The 20448-nt window shown below is 69.1% G+C and carries 15 protein-coding genes and 5 pseudogenes; 13 read left to right on the top strand and 7 right to left on the bottom strand.

What is annotated here, in order from left to right; all coding sequences use genetic code 11:
- Positions 1 to 6: 6 nt before the first annotated feature.
- Positions 7 to 426, bottom strand: a complete 420-nt coding sequence (locus ACF059_RS29375; protein ID WP_392062864.1) for an ATP-binding protein — start codon at positions 424 to 426, stop codon at positions 7 to 9.
- A 102-nt stretch (positions 427 to 528) separates the two neighbouring features.
- Complete coding sequence (locus ACF059_RS29380) at positions 529 to 927, bottom strand: hypothetical protein (RefSeq protein ID WP_392062867.1); 399 nt, start codon at positions 925 to 927, stop codon at positions 529 to 531.
- A 202-nt stretch (positions 928 to 1129) separates the two neighbouring features.
- On the opposite strand from ACF059_RS29380, the gene ACF059_RS29385 reads away from it, so the two are divergent.
- The 3 genes from ACF059_RS29385 to ACF059_RS29395 all read left to right on the top strand — a co-directional run bounded on the left by ACF059_RS29385 (position 1130) and on the right by ACF059_RS29395 (position 4705).
- The gene (locus ACF059_RS29385) at positions 1130 to 2719 is read left to right on the top strand and encodes a molybdopterin-dependent oxidoreductase (protein ID WP_392062870.1); all 1590 of its coding nucleotides are present in this window, start codon (positions 1130 to 1132) and stop codon (positions 2717 to 2719) included.
- Positions 2720 to 2812: 93 nt separating this feature from the next.
- Positions 2813 to 3463 (top strand): fasciclin domain-containing protein, encoded by a 651-nt coding sequence (locus ACF059_RS29390; RefSeq protein ID WP_392062872.1) that lies wholly within the window; start codon positions 2813 to 2815, stop codon positions 3461 to 3463.
- 195 nt (positions 3464 to 3658) lie between these two features.
- Positions 3659 to 4705, top strand: a complete 1047-nt coding sequence (locus ACF059_RS29395) for a S1C family serine protease (protein ID WP_392062874.1) — start codon at positions 3659 to 3661, stop codon at positions 4703 to 4705.
- Between the two features lie 212 nt (positions 4706 to 4917).
- Here ACF059_RS29395 and ACF059_RS29400 read toward each other — a convergent pair whose 3' ends face one another.
- Complete coding sequence (locus ACF059_RS29400) at positions 4918 to 6345, bottom strand: lipase maturation factor family protein (RefSeq protein WP_392062877.1); 1428 nt, start codon at positions 6343 to 6345, stop codon at positions 4918 to 4920.
- Positions 6346 to 6785: 440 nt separating this feature from the next.
- Here ACF059_RS29400 and ACF059_RS29405 point away from each other — a divergent pair.
- Positions 6786 to 7049, top strand: a pseudogene (locus ACF059_RS29405) (PAS domain-containing protein); the annotation flags it as partial.
- A 42-nt stretch (positions 7050 to 7091) separates the two neighbouring features.
- Positions 7092 to 8234 (top strand): annotated as a pseudogene (locus ACF059_RS29410) (SpoIIE family protein phosphatase); the annotation flags it as partial.
- Between the two features lie 98 nt (positions 8235 to 8332).
- Here the strand turns inward: ACF059_RS29410 and ACF059_RS29415 are convergent.
- Positions 8333 to 8824: a metallophosphoesterase family protein gene (locus tag ACF059_RS29415; protein ID WP_392062879.1), complete on the bottom strand. Its 492-nt coding sequence runs from the start codon at positions 8822 to 8824 to the stop codon at positions 8333 to 8335.
- A 528-nt stretch (positions 8825 to 9352) separates the two neighbouring features.
- Between ACF059_RS29415 and ACF059_RS29420 the strand changes: the two genes are divergently transcribed.
- Both ACF059_RS29420 and ACF059_RS29425 read left to right on the top strand, forming a co-directional pair.
- Complete coding sequence (locus tag ACF059_RS29420) at positions 9353 to 9793, top strand: VOC family protein (protein WP_392062882.1); 441 nt, start codon at positions 9353 to 9355, stop codon at positions 9791 to 9793.
- A gap of 29 nt (positions 9794 to 9822) precedes the next feature.
- Positions 9823 to 10236 carry a hypothetical protein gene (locus ACF059_RS29425; RefSeq protein ID WP_392062885.1) on the top strand — a complete coding sequence of 138 codons (414 nt, stop codon included), beginning with the start codon at positions 9823 to 9825 and terminating at the stop codon, positions 10234 to 10236.
- 251 nt (positions 10237 to 10487) lie between these two features.
- Here the strand turns inward: ACF059_RS29425 and ACF059_RS29430 are convergent, their stop codons facing one another.
- Positions 10488 to 11324 (bottom strand): PIG-L family deacetylase, encoded by an 837-nt coding sequence (locus ACF059_RS29430; RefSeq protein WP_392062888.1) that lies wholly within the window; start codon positions 11322 to 11324, stop codon positions 10488 to 10490.
- Positions 11325 to 11884: 560 nt separating this feature from the next.
- Here ACF059_RS29430 and ACF059_RS29435 point away from each other — a divergent pair.
- Positions 11885 to 12322, top strand: coding sequence for a DUF6892 domain-containing protein (locus ACF059_RS29435; protein WP_366867919.1), 438 nt, complete (start codon positions 11885 to 11887; stop codon positions 12320 to 12322).
- On the opposite strand, the pseudogene ACF059_RS29440 reads toward ACF059_RS29435, so the two are convergent.
- Positions 12319 to 13115: pseudogene (locus ACF059_RS29440) on the bottom strand (IS5 family transposase). The gene ACF059_RS29435 and the pseudogene ACF059_RS29440 sit on opposite strands and share 4 nt — an antisense overlap.
- 132 nt (positions 13116 to 13247) lie before the next feature.
- Here ACF059_RS29440 and ACF059_RS29445 point away from each other — a divergent pair.
- Positions 13248 to 14447, top strand: a complete 1200-nt coding sequence (locus ACF059_RS29445) for a hypothetical protein (RefSeq protein ID WP_392062891.1) — start codon at positions 13248 to 13250, stop codon at positions 14445 to 14447.
- A 671-nt stretch (positions 14448 to 15118) separates the two neighbouring features.
- Here ACF059_RS29445 and ACF059_RS29450 read toward each other — a convergent pair.
- Positions 15119 to 16052: pseudogene (locus ACF059_RS29450) on the bottom strand (IS5 family transposase).
- Positions 16053 to 16143: 91 nt separating this feature from the next.
- Here ACF059_RS29450 and ACF059_RS29455 point away from each other — a divergent pair.
- The 4 genes and pseudogenes from ACF059_RS29455 (at position 16144) to ACF059_RS29470 (ending at position 20367) form a co-directional block, all read left to right on the top strand.
- Positions 16144 to 17139, top strand: coding sequence for a GNAT family N-acetyltransferase (locus ACF059_RS29455; protein ID WP_392063358.1), 996 nt, complete (start codon positions 16144 to 16146; stop codon positions 17137 to 17139).
- An 82-nt stretch (positions 17140 to 17221) separates the two neighbouring features.
- Positions 17222 to 18020: pseudogene (locus tag ACF059_RS29460) on the top strand (IS5 family transposase).
- 11 nt (positions 18021 to 18031) lie between these two features.
- Positions 18032 to 18574: a hypothetical protein gene (locus ACF059_RS29465; protein ID WP_392062894.1), complete on the top strand. Its 543-nt coding sequence runs from the start codon at positions 18032 to 18034 to the stop codon at positions 18572 to 18574.
- 398 nt (positions 18575 to 18972) lie between these two features.
- Positions 18973 to 20367, top strand: a complete 1395-nt coding sequence (locus ACF059_RS29470; RefSeq protein ID WP_392062897.1) for a Mucin-2 — start codon at positions 18973 to 18975, stop codon at positions 20365 to 20367.
- Positions 20368 to 20448: the final 81 nt, after the last annotated feature.

Consider the following 20448-nt stretch of genomic DNA (forward strand, 5'->3'; position numbering starts at 1 on the left):
GGCGGCCTACCATGTGAGGACCGCGATGACCTGCTTGCCGATGCCCGAGCGGCTGACGAAGAGGTCAGCGCCCAGCTCACGTACGATCTTCAGCCCGCGGCCGCCCGTCTCGGGCTGCTGCCGGTGGTTGCCGTCTCCGTGATACTCGGCCAGGTCGGGGGACCCGTCGCTGACCGCGACCCCGGCCCGCCCGTCTTCCAGGCCGACCGTGAGCGCGTAGGGGCCCTTCGCGTGCAGGACCGCGTTGGTGACCAGTTCGGAGACGATGAGTACGAGGTCCTCGGCGACCACGCTCGGGCAGGACGCCGAGTCAAGGGCCAGCAGCCCTGCGACGGTCCGTCGTGCGTGCCGGGCAGCCTGTGCGCCCGGCGGGAGCGGGATGTGCAGCGTGGCCGGACACCCGCAGGACGCGATGGCGGTGTCCATGATCATTCCTTGGAGTCGGCGGCACCCGCTTGCGGAGGCCGGGGCGGGGGAACGGGAGTGGGGTCCCGGTGATCCCGGAACCCCACGACGGCCTGCCGGCGGTCACCACTTGTCGTGGCAGTTCCAGTGGCCGGGCACCCAGTGGCTGACGTAGTGGCCGGGCACCCAGTGCTGCTTCCAGTGGCCCTTGCCCCACCAGCCGTCGTGCCACGTCCCGTGGTGGTCGCGGTAGCCGTTGTGCCAGGCGCCCTGGTGCCACTTTCCTTCGGAGTGGCCCTCGACCCACTTCTTGCCCCAGTGGCCCTGCACCCAGCTGCACCGGTCGTGACGGTCCCACCGGTCGTGCCGGTGGTCGCGGTCGCCGGTGACCGTCGAGGTCACCGCGGACGGTGCCGGCGCCGCGTTCGCCGTGGCGGATACGCCCAGTACGCAGGTCCCGGCCAGAAGCCCGGCCGAAGCCGCCCCGGCCACCAGCCGACGCACGTTCACGGATGCGGTCATCGCACTCACCTCCTTCGATATCGGTCCTTCAATCGGTGTGCTGTGCGGCTCCGTCAGGAGCCTCACATGAACAATTCGGGACGAAGCGTCGAGCGGATTGCCGCCGTTCGTCACAAGCCTCCCGTTCGTCCGCCCCGGGCGGGAGGAAGGAGCGCCGCGACCCTTTCGGGGTCGGACCAATCCGCCGGGCCACGGCCGCCGAATGACGGCTGTGAGCAGCTTCCGCAGCACCCTCTCCCACGCCGCCCTCGGCGCGCTGGCCGGACTCCTGGCCGCGTTCGCGGCGCTCGCCGTGGCCGAGCTGGTCGCCGGGCTGGTGCGGCCGCCGGCCGGGCCGGTGACCGTAGTGGGTGGCGCGGTGATCGACCGGACGCCCGCCGCGGTGAAGGACTTCGCGATCCGGACGTTCGGGGAGGACGACAAGGCCGTCCTGCAGCTCGGGATCGTCGCCGTACTCGCCCTCATCGCCGTCGCGTTGGGGATCCTCGCTCTGTCTCACCGACGTGCCGGGGCTGCGGGGGTGCTGCTGTTCGGGGTCGCGGGCGTCGTATCCGCCCTCAGCCGCCCCGACTCCACCGGCGCCGGTGACGCACTGCCCTCGGTCGCCGGAGCCGTTGCGGGGGCTCTGACCCTGTACGTCCTGGCGTCGAAAGCCGTCCCCGTCCCGGCCGATGCCGGCGCGGACGGCGAGGGGACCGCGGGGTGGAGCAGGCGGAGCTTCCTGGCCGCCGCCGGCGTGACCGCCGCCGCGGCGACCTCGGCGGGCGCCCTGGGCCGGTTCTTCACCGGCCGACAGGGCCAGGGAGCCGTCGCTTCCCGCGCGAGCCTGATCCTGCCGGCGCCCGCCTCCCCCGCCCCCGCGGTCCCGGCCGGCGTCCAACTGAAGGCTCCCGGCATCACCGCCTTCACCACCCCGAACTCCGACTTCTACCGCGTCGACACCGCCCTCACCGTCCCCAAGGTCGACGCTGGAAGCTGGCGGCTGCGCATTCACGGCCGAGGAGTGGCGCGCCCCCGCACCTACACCCTCGACCAGCTCCTGGCCCGGCCCCTCATCGAACGCGACATCACCCTCACCTGCGTGTCCAACGAGGTCGGCGGCCCCTACATCGGCAACGCCCGCTGGCTCGGCGTCCCCCTCGCGGACCTCCTCAAGGAGGCCGGTGTGCGGCCGCCGTCAGAAGGCGGGACGGCGGACCAACTGGTGGCCCGGTCGGTGGACGGCATGACGCTCGGCTCCCCGGTCGAGGACGTGATGGACGGACGCGACGCGATCCTCGCCGTCGGCATGAACGGCGAACCGCTGCCCTTCGACCACGGCTTCCCCGTGCGCATGCTCGTCCCCGGCCTCTACGGCTACGTGTCGGCCTGCAAGTGGATCACCGACATCGAGCTGACCACCTTCGACGCCTACGACCCCTACTGGGTGAAGCGGAACTGGGCCCGCAGGGCACCGATCAAGACCCAGGCCCGCATCGACACCCCCAAGCCCTTCGGACGTCCCGCAGCCGGCACCGTCACCGTCGCCGGGGTCGCCTGGGCCCAGCGACGCGGCATCACCCGCGTCGAGGTACGCATCGACGAGGGGCCCTGGCAGGACGCCGACCTCGCCGCCCAGGCGCCCCTCGACACCTGGCGGCAGTGGTCCTACCGCTGGAACGCCGCCACCGGCGGCCACACGATCACCGTCCGCGCCACCGACGGCACCGGGCTGGTGCAGACCGAGCAGCGCGCACGGACCATCCCCGACGGCGCGAGCGGCTGGCACAGCGTGTTCGTGACCGTCCCCTAGACCACCCGAGAAGCGGGCGGACCGCGCCTCGGGCAGCACGACCAGCCACGTCAACTCACCCTGTACACAAAGCCCTTCAAGGAGCAATCGATCATGAACAGCATGCAGATCCGCCGTACCGCGATCGCCGTCGCCGCAGCCGCCCTGCTCCCCTTCTCCCTGGCCGCGTGCTCCGACTCCGGCAGTGACACCAAGGCCGGCCCCACCGCGGCCGCCGGCGATGAGGGCAACACCGCCGCCAGCACCCCCGCAGGCGACACGATGACCGGCGACAAGCCCTTCGGCCCGGCCTGCGCCGGCGTCCCCAAGGACGGCGCGGGTTCCTTCGACGGCATGGCCAAGGACCCGGTCGCCACGGCGGCGTCCAACAACCCCGCCCTGTCGACCCTGGTCGCCGCCGTCAAGCAGGCCGGCCTCGTCGACACCCTCAACAACGCCAAGGACATCACCGTCTTCGCCCCCACCAACGACGCCTTCGCGAAGATCCCGAAGGCCGACCTCGACAAGGTCCTCGCCGACAAGGAGCAGCTCACGAAGATCCTCACCTACCACGTCGTCGGCCAGAAGCTCACCCCCAAGCAGCTGGAGAACGGCAGCTTCGAGACCCTCCAGAAGGGCATGGTCACCACCACCGGCTCCGGAGAGGCCTACAAGGTCAACACCACCGCGAACGTGGTCTGCGGCAACGTCAAGACGGCCAACGCCAACGTCTACATCGTCGAGAGCGTCCTGATGCCGAAGTAACGAAGTCCCGAAGTCCCGAAGTAACGAAGTCCCGAAGTAACACCGCCCGTCTGCGGCGGGAACGGCCGGTGGTCCCGCCTCCTTCCGCATCGGGAAGGAGGCGGGCTTCGGCACGCCGCTTGCAGGGGGGGCGATCTCTTCTGACCGCGCCTGTCTGTGCCGGTGATCCATGCGGACAAATGGAATACTCCGGGCATGCCTGCATCGCTTGCACGACGGTGTCTGCTCTGGCTCGTGACCCTCGCGATCGTCACCCTTGCCGGGTGCTCTACCAGCCCGGCGCGCGAGAGGCCCTCGCCCGCGGCCGCTCCCCGGGCCGGGAACGATCTGGAGGACGACTACCAGAGCGTCATCAAGGACGTGCTGCCCTCCGTCGTCCAAATCCAGACGGAGGACGGCCTCGGGTCCGGTGTGATCTACGACGGCAAGGGTCATGTCGTCACCAACGCGCATGTGGTGGGTACGAGCAAGGCGTTCAGGGTGACCGTGGCCACGGGGGAGCAGCCGCTGGAGGCCCGACTGGTCGCCTCCTACCCGGAGCAGGACCTGGCCGTGGTGAAGGTGGAGGGCCTCCCGGCCGGCCTGAAGCCCGCGAGGTTCGGCGACTCCCCCGAGGTGGCGGTGGGCCAGATCGTACTGGCCATGGGGTCACCGCTGGGCCTGTCCAGCAGCGTGACCCAGGGCATCGTCTCGGCGGTCGGCCGCACCGTGAGCGAGGGGGGTGGGGCCGATGGCGCGACGGTGGCCATCGCCAACATGGTGCAGACCTCGGCGCCGATCAACCCGGGCAACAGCGGCGGCGCGCTGGCCAACCTCGACAGCGAGGTGATCGGTATTCCGACGCTGGCGGCGCGGGATCCCGGGCTCGGTGGCGGCGCGGCGCCGGGCATCGGATTCGCCATCCCCGCCTCCACGGTCAAATCGATCGCCGACCAGCTCATCAAGGATGGCCGGGTCACCCATTCGGGGCGGGGAGCACTGGGCATCACCGCACGCACCGTGCTCGATGCGGACTACGGGCCCGTGGGCGTCGCAGTGGTGGACGTGGCGCCCGGCGGTGCCGCGGACCAGGCGGGCCTGAGGCCCGGGGACATCATCACAAGGGTGGGTAGCGGGGAAACCAAGACCATCGGGGGTCTGGCCGAGGTTCTGGCTTCGCACAAACCGGGCGAGAGAGTCCAGGTCACCTACCTACGCAAGGGGGTGGAGGGGACGCTGCCGGTGACCCTTGGGGAAGCGTGAGGGGGTGAGGTACCCCGCGAGCCTGTTCCCGCCCCGGCCGTACGCGGCGGCCACAGCTCAGGTGGTGCCTGGCAGTGTGCCCGGCTCTCGACCTCGGACCTCGTAGGTCTTGGTCCAGGTGGTGCCGCATCGACAGTGATAGGTCTCGACCAGCTCGCCGGCCGCCGATATGCAAAATAAACCACTACATCACCACATCATGGCGTACGGCTTCATCTCGGCTTGGTGACGGGTGGGAGGTATTCCCCGACCAACGTGCGGTGCCACCAGGCGTGGGTGCGTCGGAGCTCGTGGCGGTCGGTGAAGCGGTAGCGGTACAGGCGGGCGCGAAGGAAGGTCGGCGGGGAATCCGGGAAGGGGTTGTGACGCAGCAGCTTGAGGATGACGGGGTCGTTGTCGAGCAGCTTGGCGAGGAGGGGGGTGAACCAGGGCCTGGCGTATGCGGGTGAGATCGCCGCGAACCACATCATCCAGTCGAGCCGCAGGTGGTAGGGGGCGACTTGTGGGGGCATTCGGCGTACGTCACCTGGTTTGCCCTTGAATCCGTAGGCCTGCCACACCGTGTCGTCGGTGATCTCTGGTTCGTCGGTGCCTTCGAGCACCACCTCATGGCGCGTGCGCTCGATGGTGCCGAAGGCTCCGTAGGTGTTCATCAGGTGGAAGGGGTTGAAGGAGTAGTTCATCACCTGGTGGCGGGAGAGCAGATTGCGTATCGGCCAGTAGCTGAGCACCACCATGAGCACGGTGACGGCGAGCACCGTGCCCTCGTACCAGGCCGGCGGGCCGGCGAAGGCGGGGGGCCGGGGCAAGCCGAGTACGTCCGCGGCGCGCGCCCCGTCGATCGCGGTGACGGCGATCAGGATGGTGAGCCAGTTGAGCCAGGCGAAGTTTCCCGACGCCACGAGCCAGAGCTGCGTGACGACGATGAAACCGGCGACCACGCTCGCGGTCGGCTGCGGCGCGAACAGCATCACCGGGGCGACGAGCTGGGCCACGTGGCTGGCCGCGACCTCGACGCGGTGCAGGGGCCGCGGGAGGCGGTGGAAGAACCAGGTCAGCGGGCCGGGCATCGGCTGGGTCTCGTGGTGGTAGTACAGGCAGGTCAGGTCGCGCCAGCAGGGGTCGTGACGCAGCTTGATCAGTCCGGCGCCGAACTCCAGCCGGAACAGCAGCCAGCGGAGGAGGAAGAGGATCAGGAGCGGGGGCGCCGTCTCCTCGTTCCCCAGGAAGATCGCCAGGAAGCCCGCTTCGAGGAGCAGCGACTCCCACATGAAGCCGAACCACGTCTGACCGACGTTGACGAGGGAGAGGTAGAGCACCCACAGCAGCGCCCACGGCAGCATCGACGCCCATAGGGGTATCCGGTCCGCCGCACCCGCGGCCAAGGCGACGGAGAGGGTCACGCCCGTCCAGGCGATGATCGCGCAGAAGCGGTCGGAGTAATGGAAGTGAAAGATGCTGGGCGACCTGCGAAAAGGAACAGCCGCGACGAAACGCGGGACCGGCAGCAATCCGTGTTCACCGATGAGCGCCCGGAACTGGTGGGCGGTACTCAGGAAGGCGATGAAATAGAGCGCGGCCAGACCTCGCTGGAACACGAGTCTGCTCAGCCAGTAATCGCCGTCCGTAAACCACTCCACGGCTCCTCCTGGGCGTGGTGGACCGCCTCCCACGCCGTATCCCGGCCGCTGTCGGGATACCGGTTCGCCTCCCCTGCCTTCCTTCTCTTCTCTTCCCCCTCCCCTCCCCTTCCCCGCTTCTGCCCTCCCTCCGACTCCCCCACGCAGGGGCCGATGATCTCGCGGGGGGGGGGGGGCGCAAAGAACCCCCTGGGCGCCCCGCCACTCCCCCGCTCCGAAACACCCCTTGAAACTTGAAACATTTTGGTTTATTTAGAAATGGAATGACGCGAGAAGACCCTCGCGAGTCCGGCAGGCGACGTCTTGATCACGACGTGTTTTACCGGAGGCGAAGGACGTAGGGGCGTGGAGACATGCGCCAAGTGGGTGCGACACCGAACATGAGCAGGCCCGGTGTCCTTTTGGATCGCAGCGGCAACGGTTTCGTCCCGGCTACGGAGATGGCTGCGGCGGCTGTCGACGCCCGGGGCAGGGTGACGGCCTGGAGTCCGGGCGCCCAGCTGCTGCTCGGTTACGCGGCGCAGGACGTGGTGGGGCGCGCCGCGGCCGACCTGCTGGCCGAGACCCTCCCCGATTCCGCCCGGCGGCATCTGGCCCAGCAGCAGGCGTGGATCGGGCGGGCCCTGCTGCGGGACGAGTCCGGCCGCCGTATCGAGGTCGATCTGCGGGCCTGCCCGCTGCTGGACGGTCAGGGGCAGAGCCAGTGGTTCGTCCAAGCGGCCGTGCCCCAGGAGAGCGACGGCGCCGCGCTGGCCCTCCAGAGGAGCCTGCTGCGCCAGCGGCCCCCGGTCCAGCAGGCAGTGGAGACAGCCGTCCGCTACCTGCCGGCCGATCCGCAGGCGGGCGTCGGCGGCGACTGGTTCGACGTCATCGCCTTGTCCGGCGCCCGGGTCGCTCTGGTCGTCGGAGACGTCGTCGGCCACGGAATCTACGCGTCCGCCGCCATGGGACGGCTGCGTACCGCGGTCCGTACCCTCGCCGACATCGACCTCCCCCCGGACGAACTGCTGACCGACCTCGACGATCTGATCCTGGAGGAGGCACGGCTGGACGCGGAAGCCGGTGGAGAGGTCGGAGCGACGTGCCTGTACGTGGTCTACGACCCGGTCTCGCGCCACTGCTCGCTCGCCAGCGCCGGCCACCCGCCGCCGGTGATCGTTTCGCCGGACGGTGCGGCCGAGTTCGTCGCCGTGGAGACGGGGCCGCCGCTGGGCGTGGGCGGCGTCGCCTTCGAGGCCGCAGCCTTCCCCGTACCCGCGGGCAGTCTGCTGGTGCTGTACACCGACGGCCTGATCGAGGCCCGAGATCGTGACATCGGCGTGGGCCTGCACCAGCTTCGGACCACGCTCACGCACCCCGCGACAGGGCTGGACGATGTCTGCGACACGGTCGTCAAGACGTTGCTGCCCGAGGTCCCCGGAGACGACGTGGCCCTCTTGGTGGCCCGGACCCGCGCGCTCGCGGCCTCCCACGTGGCGTCCTGGACGGTGCCCGGCGACCCGTCGGCCGTCCCCCAGGCGCGCAGGCGCGCCACGGCGCAGTTGCTGCGGTGGGGACTGCCGGAGGCCGTTGCCACCACCGAGCTGATCGTCAGCGAGCTGGTGACCAACGCGATCCGCCACGCTGATGCCCCCATCGAGCTGCGCCTGATCCACGACGGCAGCCTCATCTGCGAGGTCTCGGACGCCAGCAGCACCTCCCCGCACCCGCGCCGGGCCCACGACCTGGAGGAAGGGGGACGCGGACTGTTTCTGGTCGGCCGGCTCTCCAAGCGCTGGGGCACCCGGCACAACGCGACCGGTAAAACCATCTGGGCCGAACAGTCCTGGCGCGACGAACAGCGCGGCTCCGACGGTCCGGACGGTCCCGACCCCTCTGCGGCGCTCTGACACCGACAAGTGGCAGCCGCTGTGGAGCCGCTTTGTGCTCGGCGTGCACGGGGTCGAGGAGCGCCGCGCTCATCGCCGCAGGCCACCCGGCCGGCTGACTACGTCACGTTCACGATCCTCGCGTCGGTCAGCGCTCCGTCCTCGATGTCCAGCACGCCCAGAGTGCCGTGTGGCTGACGGCGTCGGTCGGTCGGCGAGCCGGGATTGAAGATCCTGACGCCGTCACCGGTCTGGTCCATCGGGATGTGGGAGTGCCCGAAGACGACGAGATCGGCCTCGGGAAAGCGCTTGCGCATCCGGCCGGTCCGCCCGGTCTTGTGGCCGCTGTCGTGGATCATGCCGACCGTCAGGCCGTCCAGGGTCAGCTGCAACGTTTCCGGCGCACCCCATGCAGCGACGTCGGGCCCGTCGTTGTTGCCCATGACGACGTGCACGGGCGCGTACTGGGCCAGCTCGTCGAGAACGTCTGCCGTGCAGACGTCACCCGCGTGCAGGATCACGTCTGCCTCGCGCAGGTGTTCGGCAACGCGGGGCGGACACGACTTCCAGTACCGGGGCGCGTGCGTATCGGACAGCACCACGACTCTCATGGTGCGATCCTTCCGCGAATGCCGTGATCACGCCTGCGCAGTCCTGATGCACGTGCGCCGCGCCACATGGGCCATCGAATCGGCCGGCTGGCGGGTATCGGGCTGCCCTGGTGGTTGGAGCAGTGGCGGCTGCGGAAATGCCGCGGCCGTGGTGGCATCGGTGGATGAAGGATCCATTCGGTTGTGAAGAGCCGGCGCTCCTGACACGGGTGGGCTCGGTGGACCGCGCTGCAGCCCGCCGCGCCCTCGCCGCGAGGGCCACCGGTCCTGCGGATCTCAGAGCCCTGCTGGACATGCTCGGCCTGCAGCCCGAGGACGATCCCCCTGAAGAACGCCGTCGCTGAGCGGGATACACGGGGCGGCCTCGGGCCGAAGCCTGGCCGGCCGGCTGCGGTGTGGCCCGCGCCTCGACCTTCCTGCGCGAAGGCGGCGAGGTCGTGACGTTGGCTCGCGGGGCTGCCGTAGCGGGACTGACACGCAATCCTGATCTTCCACCACCGGCCGGACGAGGAAGAAGGAGCAGCCAGCATGGCGATTCAACGGATGGACAACGTCGGCATCGTCGTCGAGGACATGGATGCCGCCATCGCGTTCTTCGTGGAACTCGGTATGGAGCTGGAGGGCAGGGCGGAGGTCGAGGGGCCGTTCGCTGATCAGTGCACCGGACTCCACGGCGTCCGCTGTGACATTGCGATGGTCCGGACCCCGGACGGACACAGCCGGATCGAGCTCGCGAAGTACCACAGCCCCGCGGCGATCAGCCCCGAGCCGCGCAACCGGCCGCACAACATTCTGGGCACGCACCGCGTCATGTTCGCCGTCGACGACCTTGAGGACACCGTTGCCCGGCTGCGCCCGCACGGCGCCGAACTCGTCGGTGAGATCGCCCGATTCGAGGACAGCTACCTGCTGTGCTACCTCCGCGGCCCGGAGGGCATCATCGTCGGTCTGGCCGAGCCACTGCGCTGAGAAGCAGAGGCATGCACCGAGGTGGTCTGATGTTCGATCGTTTGGAGATCAGGGTGTTGCCGCCGGGGCCCCGGTTTGCTGCCCAGGTGCGGTTCTGGGTCAACGATGAGGATGTGGTCGAAGCGGCGGTCGGCGAAGGCGGTCGTGGACCCTACGCGGCCGTTGCGCTGCCGTCCGGCCGGCCCAGCCCTCTCCGGGCGACCGACGAGGCGCGTCGCCTAGAGCTGGGGGAACCGGAGTGCACCGGCGGATGCTGCGGCTTCCTGGCCGTGACCGTGCAGCGCCTCGGGGAGATCGTTCAGTGGTCGGACTGGGTGGTTCCGTGGGAAATCGGCCACAGCGCCATGCCCTACCCTCCGCCGGAGCTCCACTTCGACGCGAGCCAGTACGACGCCGAAGTGGCTCGCGCGGAGGCGGACCGCTGGTGGCAGGTGTACTCGTAGCCCAGCGCCGCGCGACGCCGCCCCCCTACAGCCCGCGGTGAACGCTCCGGCGGGGCCGGCCCGTTTGCCGCGGCACCGCCCCTCCTCGCCGTTCAGGCGGGGATGGGCGGTGCCACGCGAGCGAGGGCCTCGACGCGGGCCGTCAGAGCGGACGTTCGAGGGCGTGCCCTCGGGGCGGGTGACTGGGCCGGTCGCGCAGTGCGGCGGAGGCTGGGCTTTCCCGGGCCCCAGCCCTTGCGGGCGCGGGTGGATCAGCGCAGTCCGGCGAAGAGGTCGTTTTCGGGTACGGGCGCGCCGGTGGCGTCCTTGACCCGTAGGAAGGTCTCCATGCCCATCAGCTCGCCGAACCGCTCCTTGCCCATCTTGAGGAAGAAGATGTTCTCGCCCTGGCTGGCGTGCGCGGCCAACGCATCGAACTTCTGACCGCTGAACGCGGTGGTGTCCACCCACGTGGTGATCTCGTCGTCGGGCAGGCCGATCTGGGCCATCGCGGCGACCTCCTCAGGATCCGGCTGCGGCATGTCCTCACCGAACTCGCGCATGATCTCCCCGAACCGTTGTACGCCCGAGCGGGGCATCGTCGTCCAGTACACCTTCGGTGTCAGCTCGGTCATCTCCAGGGCCGCCATCGTGATGCGGTGGGCCTGGATGTGGTCGGGGTGGCCGTAGAAGCCGTTCTCGTCGTAAGTGACGACCACATCGGGTCGGTAGTGCCGCATGAGCTCCGCAAGCCGGGCGGCGCCTTCCTCCACGGGGGTCTGCCAGAAGGATCCGGGTACGTCGTTGCTCGGCCAGCCCATCATCCCGGAGTCGGCGTAGTCCAGCATCTCCAGATCGCTGATCTGCAGGACCTCACAGCTAGCCTCTAGTTCTTGACGACGCATCAAGGCGACGGTTGCCGGATCGTGCTCCGGATCACCCGGCTTGACACCCCCCGGTCCGTCACCGCAACGGCCGTCGGTACACGTCACGAGCACCGTGCGGATGCCTTCCGCCGCGTATCGCGCGAGGACGCCTCCGGTTCCGGTGGCCTCGTCGTCGGGGTGGGCGTGCACTGCCATGAGCGTCAAGGGCGGCCGGTCAGTCATGAAACAGTCCTCCTGTAAAAGTGCTTGCTGGTCAAAGCGCGCGGCGGGCGTACCGCGATCCTGGGGCCCGGACCCGGTGCAGTGGACGGCTTTGTGGTCCCCGTGCTCCCCACCCGCGGCGCGGTCCCTCGGTCGGTGCAACAGTGCCGGCGGGACCGGCTGTTCCCGTCAGGGTCGTGTCGTCCGTATCGTGGGTCCGAGGCAGGGACGCCCCCGCCAACCGGCCGTCGCGGATGATCCATTGTTTCAAGCCGAGACAGGCTGCCGCCCCTCTCATCATCCCGTCGGGTAAGCGGCTCCATCACCTTCTCCGCCTCGCACGCCAGGACGATGAACGCGGCATCCCTACTCATCGGGCCACTATTTCATTCGACCGGCCACGCGAGCGACTTTCATGCGCGGCCGCTCTCTGCCACCGCACCACCGAGGCGCAGGTCCTTCGCAGGAGGACGGGCGGTGGTTCACGCGTGGGCCTGCCTCTGGGGTTCGATCTCCGCCCGCCGGCCGGCACGGGAGCAGCGCTCGCCGGCCGTGTCAGTCGCCGTTGATATACGTACACCATGGCAACTTTCCGCGACTTCAACTTCAAGCTCCTCGTGGTCGAGAAGCTCATGTACTGGGACGAGACACTGGCGCCGGCGTTCAGCCTGGAGCAGCACATGCGGGCGCGCGGGATCGAGGACCTCGACGCCTACGTCGAGGAGAACGAGCTCGAGTACACGATCCTCGACGAGGCGCGGGCCTACTTCGAGGAGTTGGAGATACCGCCGGGGCTCCTCGCCACCGTGGAGGAGTTGACTTTCGACGGCGGGCACCAGGTCTTCATGGAGTGCGCTCCGGTGTGGGACGGCGAGGACGACCTCTTCGACGTGGGTTGCCTGGATGATCTGGAACTGCTGCCCAACCTCAAGCTCTTCACCGGAGGGCGCGCGCTCGAACACATGGTCCCGGGCGCACTGGAGGTCCTCGCGGCCCGGGGTATCGCGGCGCGCTGCTAGGCAGCGTCTGACAAATGATCACGGGCTGGTTCGCGGAGCCAGAGGATCAGCGAGGGCAGGACGACGTCGGCACGGTAGCGGTCGGCAAGCTTGTCGAATCTTGTCGCGATCGCGCGGAACTGCTTCAGGCGTGCGAAGCATCGTTCGACCACGTTGCGGTCGCGGTAGAGCTCCTTGTCGAAGGCGGGCGGCCGGCGGCCGAGGCGCCCTCGGCGTCGGCGGTTGGCTGTTTGGTCGCGGCGCTCGGGGATCGTGACGGCGATGCCCCGACGCCGTAGCAGATGCCGGATCGCTCGGCTGGAGTAGGCCTTGTCGCCCAGGACTCGGGTCGGTTTCGTGCGTGGGCGGCCGGTGTCGGCTCGCGGAACGCGGATCCCGTCGAGGATCTGACCTAATGCGGTGGCGTCGTTGACGTTGCCGGGCGTGAGCACGATGGACAGCGGCAGTCCCCGGCCGTCGACGGCGAGGTGGACCCTGGTGGTCAGCCCGCCTCGGGACCGGCCGAGGGCCTGGCGCGTCTGCGAGCCGACCGGATCTTCCAGTTCGTCCCCGTCCGCAGCCCCCTTTTACGTGCGCCGGCGGCGTGCCGGTGAGCACGGTTGATCGTGGAGTCGACGGCGACGGTCCACTCCACCCCGCCCTCCGTGTCGTCGCGGACCTGCACATGCTCCAACAGCCTTGCCCACGCGCCGTCCGCCTCCCACCAGGTAAACCGCTCATAGACGGTCTGCCACGGCCCATACCGCTCGGGCAGGTCACGCCACGGCCGACCACGTCCATCCACCTGCGGCAACTAGGGCTCTACCCACTCCCACGCCGCCTCCGTCAACTCACCTCGACCTGCCACAAGATCAATTTCCAGACAGGTGGCCTTAGCATGGGCACGCCATCCCCCCGTGCCGTGTCCAGCCGACGGAAGACAACCATGCGCCTCCAGCGGATATCCGCCGCGACCGCGGCCCTCGCCGCGCTCACCACCCTCGCCACCGCCTGCGAGGACTCCCCCAAGCCGGGCCCGCCCTCCGCGAGCGCTCGGGGCGCCGCCCCCGCCTCCCCCACGGCCGCCGGCGCCGGCGCCGCGCCCGCCACGCTGGCCGGGGCGCAGGCCCACGTACAGCAGTACACGTCCTGCGAGAACCTCAGCACCGACCCGAACGACAGCCGGGTGCCGCTGAGCGGGTTCATCGGCGCCGGGGACTGGGGCATCACGGAGCGCGGCGTCTGCACGGACAAGAAGGCGCGGGGCGAGATCGTCCTCTTCCTGACCCCGGACATGAAGGCCTTCCAGCAGGCCGCCAAGGACAACGCCGCGAAGCTGCTCGCCGAGGGCCGGGACGACACCGACCTCGCCAGCCGCACGGTCGTGGGCAAGACCTTCGCCCTGACCGCGCTCAAGACCGCCACCGCCGTGTCCCTGGTCGACCCGCCCAACTCCGACCTGCGCATCCTGAGCTGCAACCCCGACGTCTTCGTCCCGGAGGGGTTCAAGAAGGAGAAGGCCCTGGTCGAGGGCTGCTTCCTCACCGACTACGTCAACAGCCCCGACGGCCAGGGCAGCCCCCACCGCGGGGCGGTCCGCGACCCCTCCACCGAGGGAGCCGCGAAGCCGGGCCAGCCGTCCACCGGCAGCCTGGGCCTGCCGAGCGCCGGCAGCATCGCCGAGCTGAAGACGCTCGTCAGCCCGCACACGGTCGACTGCACGAGCATGAAGGTCACCGACGAGCAGGTACAGTCGATCGACTACATGCCGGTCGTCGACGGCCCCGCGAGCGCTTGGGGCGTCAAGCAGCGAGCGGTCTGCGGCCAGCTCGGCGGGGAGCGGCGCGCGCACAACCTGAACTGGCTGGACACCGTCTCCGACATGAAGACCCTCCAGACCAAGGCCAAGGCGGCGCAGCTGGCCGACCTGAAGGACGACGGGCGCCTCAAGGCCACTGCGAGCAAGCTGCTGGTCGGCACGAACATCGCCGTGGAGACCAACAACGCGAACGTCCGCCGCGGGCTGTACCAGCTCCAGTTCCTGTACCTGAACTGCGAGACCGGCTTCACCGCGCCGGCCGGCTACCGGCTGGAGAAGGCCCAGGTCGAGGGCTGCGTCCTGACCAACTACGAGCGCCCGAGCTGACACACGGCCGTCCGGGGCGTGCGCGGCGCGCCCTGGGGGCATCGATTGGGGTGTTCCGCCATCCGCGCACCTGGAGCACCAGAGAGCCGTCATGTCACTCTTTCGGATTTCGACGACTCCGTGGTCGTCCGCGGCGGCGTACGACCAGACGGTCTGCCACGGCTTATACCGCTCGGGCAGGTCAGCCACGGAGCCCCAGTCCAGATCAATTATCAGACAGGCCTTAGGGCTTGTTTGGCCGATCATGTGTCTACCTCGTGCCCAAGTCGTTCGTGGACATGGGCGGGGTGGTCTGCCTGCTGCCGAGTGGCAGATGCGGCCGTTCCCCCTGCCGGTCAGGTGGAGGTAGTGCTGGAAGCGAGGGCCTGGGCCCTCACGCGGCGCGTTCATCAGCAAGCTGCACCTGAGTGCGGACGGCCGCAGTCGCCCGCTGCCCCTAATCGTCACTCCAGGTCAGTGGGCGGACTGCACCCAGTTCAAGCCGGTTCTTGAGGAGGTCCGGGTGCCCAGACCTGGCCCGGGTCGGCCGCGTATGAAGCCCGACAGCCTCGCGGCCGACAAGGCATACAGCCACGGCCCAATCGCGAGTTAGGCGTCGTTTCTTATGGCGTGGTCGTTCGTTGAACCGTGCATGACTAATCTCGTTGAGCGGCTAGGACCTGTCCGGGCGATCACGTGCGGAGCCAGATGACGATGGCTGCGACGGTGACGGTGCCGAGAAAGACGTATCCGCGTTTGTCGTAGCGGGTGGCGACTGCTCGTGCCTGCTTGAGTCGGTTGATCGTTCGCTCAACGGTGTTGCGTTTCTTGTACCGCTCTTCGTCGAAACCTGGGGGCCGTCCGCCGCGTGAGCCTTTGCGTAGGCGGGCGGCCTGGCTGTCTGCCTTCTCCGGAATGGTGTGCCGGATGCCTCGATGTCGCAGGTACTGGCGACAGGGCCCGTTGCTGTACGCCTTGTCGGCCGCGACGCTCTGAGGCTTCTTGCGCGGCCTGCCGCGCCCGTGTCGTGGGACGCGGATCTTCTCCAGGACCGATGTGAACTGGGTGCAGTCCGCCCGCTGCCCCGGCGTGACGAGCAGGGACAGCGGGCGGCAGCGTCCGTCCGCGCTCAGATAGACTTTGGTGGTGAAGCCGCCGCGCGAGCGGCCCAGGCCCTCACCCGATGCGCCACCTCCACCAGGTGGCCGTGCAGGTTCTGCCACGGCGTTTCGTCCTGGTGTTCTGCCGTTGTGGCCCCCTTTGATGCAGGGTCGGCGGCGGGTCGGTGCAGGCGCCGGCAGCGTGCTGGTGCGCGCGCACGATGGTGGAGTCCACGGAGATGTCCCAGTCGATCTCGCCAGCTGCATCGGCTGCGGCCTGGACCTGCTGAAGCAGACGCTCCCAGGTCCCATCAGCCGACCACAGCCGGTGCCGTTCATAGACCGTTTTCCACGGTCCGAAGCGTTCCGGCAGGTCACGCCACTGCACCCCGGTCCGTACCCGATACAGGATGCCGTCGATCACCTGGCGGTGGTCCCGCTACCTGCCACACCGGCCGTTGCTCATGGGCAGTAACGGCCGCAGCCGGTCCCACGCCTCGTCCGTCAAGTCCCCGCGAACGGTCATGCTGCGGAAAACGAGTTCTGCCGTGTGATCGTCAAGGCCTACGCTTCCGTGATCGATGACACCGCATATCCAACGTAACGGGGGTCTTGATGTGGACGTGAACAGCGGCAGCGGCCCTGCATCGCGGGAACGGTTGCCTGGCTATGTCTTCCGGCCGTATCGCGGCCACGACGACCATGACGCGATGGCCGGTGTGCGGCTGGGCTGTGCACAGCGGGATCGGGCCGACGCCCGCTCGGTTGTGGAAGGAATCCCGACGGCAGCCGAGATCGCCGAAGCCTCCGCCAAGCTCGACGACCCGTCCCAGAACCAGGTCTTGGTGGAGCACAACGGTGGCGTCGTCGGCTACTCGACGATCAGGTGGTGGCAGGAGCGGGACGGAACGTGGTTGTACCTGCACCGCGGCTACCTACTGCCCGAGCACCGCGGCCAGGGCATCGGCTCAGCCATGCTCAACTGGGCAGAAAGCCGTATCCGCCAGCTCGTGCAGCAGCATGGAACCACACAGACGGCTGTGTTCGGCGCGAACGCCATGGCCTCTGAACAGGACGCAACGGCGCTGCTGCTCGAAACGGGATACCGGCGTGTCTTCAGCCTGGTAGAGCTGGAGCTGGCCGATCTCCGACAGCTCCCCGACGGCAAGCCGTTGCCGGCCGGCATCCGAATCGATGCGGTCGATCCAAGTAACTACCGCGCCGCCTGGAAGACGGTCGTCGATTCATATGCAGATGCCGCCTCCACCCAGAAGTGGACGTTCGAGAGCTTCCTCGCCACGGCCGACCCGACCTGCTGGCGGGCTGCTTGGGACGGGGGAAGCATGGCCGGGGTCGCCCTGTGCTCCATCCGTCGGCACGACCCAACTGTGGGCGAAGTCGAAGAACTGAGCATCTGGGCAGAGTCGAGGCGTCTGGGCCTTGGACGGGCCCTGCTGCTGGACGGGTTGCGATGTCTTCGCAAGCACGGTGCGAAGACCGCCCGGTTGTACACCGGGACCGCGAATCCCCAGCGATCCTACGACCTCTACGAAAGCGTAGGGTTCCGGCGCCAGAACGAGTACGCCCGCTACCGCAAACCCGTCGCCGCCTGATCCGACAGAGGTGCATCCGTAGCACCCTGGCGGTGCGGCTTCCCGAACATCGAGCCCGGCTTGATCGACCGGACAGGTCCTAGTGCCGGACGAGTTGTGGATTCTGTTCCGACGGGTGGTGCCACCAACGGAGGTGAAGCGTCCGCAGGGTGGAGGCCGGCGCCGGGCCGGTGACCGCGAGGCCTTGGCCGCGATCATCTTCGTGGCCACCTCGGGCTGCACCTGGCGGCAGCTCCCTCCGGTGTTCGGCCCGAGCTGGCAGACGGTCTACCGGCGCTTCGCCCAGTGGAGCCAAGCCCGCGTCTGGGCTCGCCTCCATCGCGTCGTCCTCGACGAACTTGCCGCAAGAGGACAAGTGGAATGGTCTCGTTGCGCGATTGACTCCGTCAGCCTGCGGGCTGCAAAAGGGGGCCGCTAACCGGACCGAATCCGACCGATCGCGGCAAGTCAGGATCGAAAATCCACCTGATCACCGACCGCAACGGACTGCCATTGTCGCTGGGCATCTCCGGCGCCGACATGCACGACAGCCAGGGCCTCGAACCGCTCGTGCGTGGCATTCCACCGATCCGATCCCGCCGAGGGCCTCGTCGGCGGCGCTCTGGCAAGCTCCATGCGGACAAGGGCTACGACTACGAACATCTCCGCTGCTGGCTCCGCAAGCGAGGTATTCGGCACCGCAGCGCCCGCAGGGGCATCGAGTCTTCACAGCGGTTGGGCCGTCACCGCTGGGTCATCGAGAGGACGGTCTCCGGCTCGTCGGCTGCCGCCGACTCCACCGCCGCGACGAACGCAAGGCCGAGCACTTCCTCGCCTTCGCCGGGATCGCGGCGACCCTGATCTGCTGCCGCAGACTGACCAAAGGAGGCGATGCTCACTAGCATCGCCTCCCATGATCACAGTAGTCGTTACCATCGCACTGGCGTTCGCAGGCTATGTAGCCACCTATCTCAACGGCTTGCGCCTGTCGCAGCGCCAAGAGCGCATCGCTCGCTTGAATCGGCAGCTCAGCGATTTTTACGGACCGCTGTTCGCCCTCACGGAGGCCAACAGCCGCATCTTCGGCGCGTTCATGGAGCGCAACGCTCGTCCCGACGGCAGGTCGCCCTTCGTGCATGAGATACCGCCTTCCGAAGAGGAACTCGCCGAGTGGCGGTTGTGGGTCAGGACCGTCTTCCTCCCGAACATTCAGGCGATGCGCGACCTTGTCATCAAGCGCGCTGACCTCTTGAGCGAACCAGAGATGCCGCCGATTCTGCTTCAGCTGTGCGCACACGTTTCCGGCTACGAGATCACAGCCGCCCGGTGGGAGCAGGGCAGCTACGACGAACACCTGTCCGTGGTGCCCTTCCCCAGTGAGGAGATAGCCGCATACGCGCGACACGGGTTCGCGGGCCTGAAGCAGCAGCAGGGCCGGTTGCTTGGGCGACGGTAGGACAGCTGACCAAGAGAAACGAACTCCAACTGCAAGGACGGAGCATCCGCCAGTGCCATCCCGGACAAGTCCAGGCGGGGCGGTGGCAGGGGCGGAGCCCCCTCCCCTTTCCAGCCCGTCCGACCAGCGTGCAACGCGTGTGAGCGTACGGGGCTCACCCCCCTCAGGCAGACCTGTGCTGCGGTATCGAGCCTGGCGCGGGTATCGAGGCTTCTGGCGACTTGCACCGCCAGGTGTCGGCTCAGTTCTTCGTGGGGCGTGCCCCTGTCGTCGGGCACGCCGGTCGATCGGCCTTTGGGCTGGCTAGAGTCCGGAAGGGTGCCGGCGCGGCAATGAACCGATGGCGGGAGATCATGGTCGCGGGCCAGGCGGGGTGAAGACACGGGGGTAGGGGAATTATGGTGGCGTTTCACTCGTCCGCGCTGGACGGGGTCGGTCGCAATCCGGTGCTGCCGACGCCGTTGCTCCTGCGCCTGCTCGCCTTCGCGGAGGACGGCGAGCGGCCGCCCCGTGACGCACTCCAGCGGGCGGAACTCCCCGAGTCGGCCGTCGCGCTGATCCTGGCCCACCCGAACCCGGGCGCTCGGATCGACTTCGCCATGAGCGCCAGGGCAGAGCCTGCGCAGCGGGCCCGGCTTGCGGACGATCCTTGTCCCAAGGTGCGGACTGCTCTTGCGTACGGACCCGAGGTGTACGACTCGCGCAGACGGGTCGCGCCGCTCCCGGACGCCGTATGCGCCCGCCTGCTCGACGACCCCGCCCCTTCTGTCCGGACGGCACTTCTGGACTCGCCCCACCTGCCGCCGTCGTTCGTGGCCTCCATGGCCACTCATCACAGCTCGGCAGCGCGCCGGCGAGCGGTGCGCGCATGGGAGGTCCTGGCACCGGGCGAGCGGTCGGTGCTGCTGGCCGACTCTGACCCCGAAGTGCGACGGGACGCCGCGCTGTGGGAGTGCCGACGGGACGCACGCGTCACCGCCGAACTCCTCCGCGATCCGGAGTCCACCGCCGAGGCGCTGCGCCGAGGGCTCCTCGTCCGCGCCGACGCCGAGCGGTGCGTCGCCGAGCGGACGCACTTGGCGGCCCTTGCCGAGAACCCGTCGCTGCCCGCCGACCTCGTGGAGCGGCTCGCCGTCGACCCGGACCAGGACGTGCGGCTCGCCGTCTCCCTCAGGCCGGAACTGGACGAGGCGCGGCGCATGGCGATCGACGTCATGGTCGGGGACTTCGACACGGGTGAGCGCGTGGGGTGGGTACGGGACGGGCTCGCCGACTCCGAGGCGCTGCGCCGGGCCGCGACCTCTGCCCACCCGCTGCTGCGGCGCGCGGCCGCGCAAAGCCCTCACCTGCCGCCCGACCTGCTGCGCCTCCTCGCACGCGTCGAGGACCCGACGTTGGAGAACCTCCTGGGCATTCACCAGCCCGACGCTCCGGAGGAGGTCCTGATGCGTGTGTTCGCGCGGCTGGGTGGGACGTTCTCCGCCTGGATGGCGGAGACGCACCCCCGCTTTCCCCGCGAGGGCCTCGCCGCCCGCTACGCGGACCACCCCGACGGGAACTACCGCCGCCTGGCCGTACGGGACCCGGCCGCCACCCCGGAGCTGATCGAACGGCTCAGCCACGACCCCGTCGTCTGGACGCGCCAGGCGGCTGCCGGTGACCCGCGTCTGCCGCTCGACCGGCTCCGCGAGGCACTCCATGTCCCGGAACTGGCCTCCAGCGCGGGTGCCAACCCGGCGCTCCCCGAGGCCGAGATGGCTGCCGTCCTGGACCGGGCCGGTGTGCCCCTCTGACGGACTGCAGATCCGGAGGGGGCGGCGGGCGGGGGGCCACGACGCCCGCCGTAACGGGTTCCGGCCGTAACGGGTTCCGGG

This window comes from Streptomyces sp. NPDC016562 (genome assembly GCF_043076955.1).
Classification (GTDB): Bacteria; Actinomycetota; Actinomycetes; order Streptomycetales; family Streptomycetaceae; genus Streptomyces.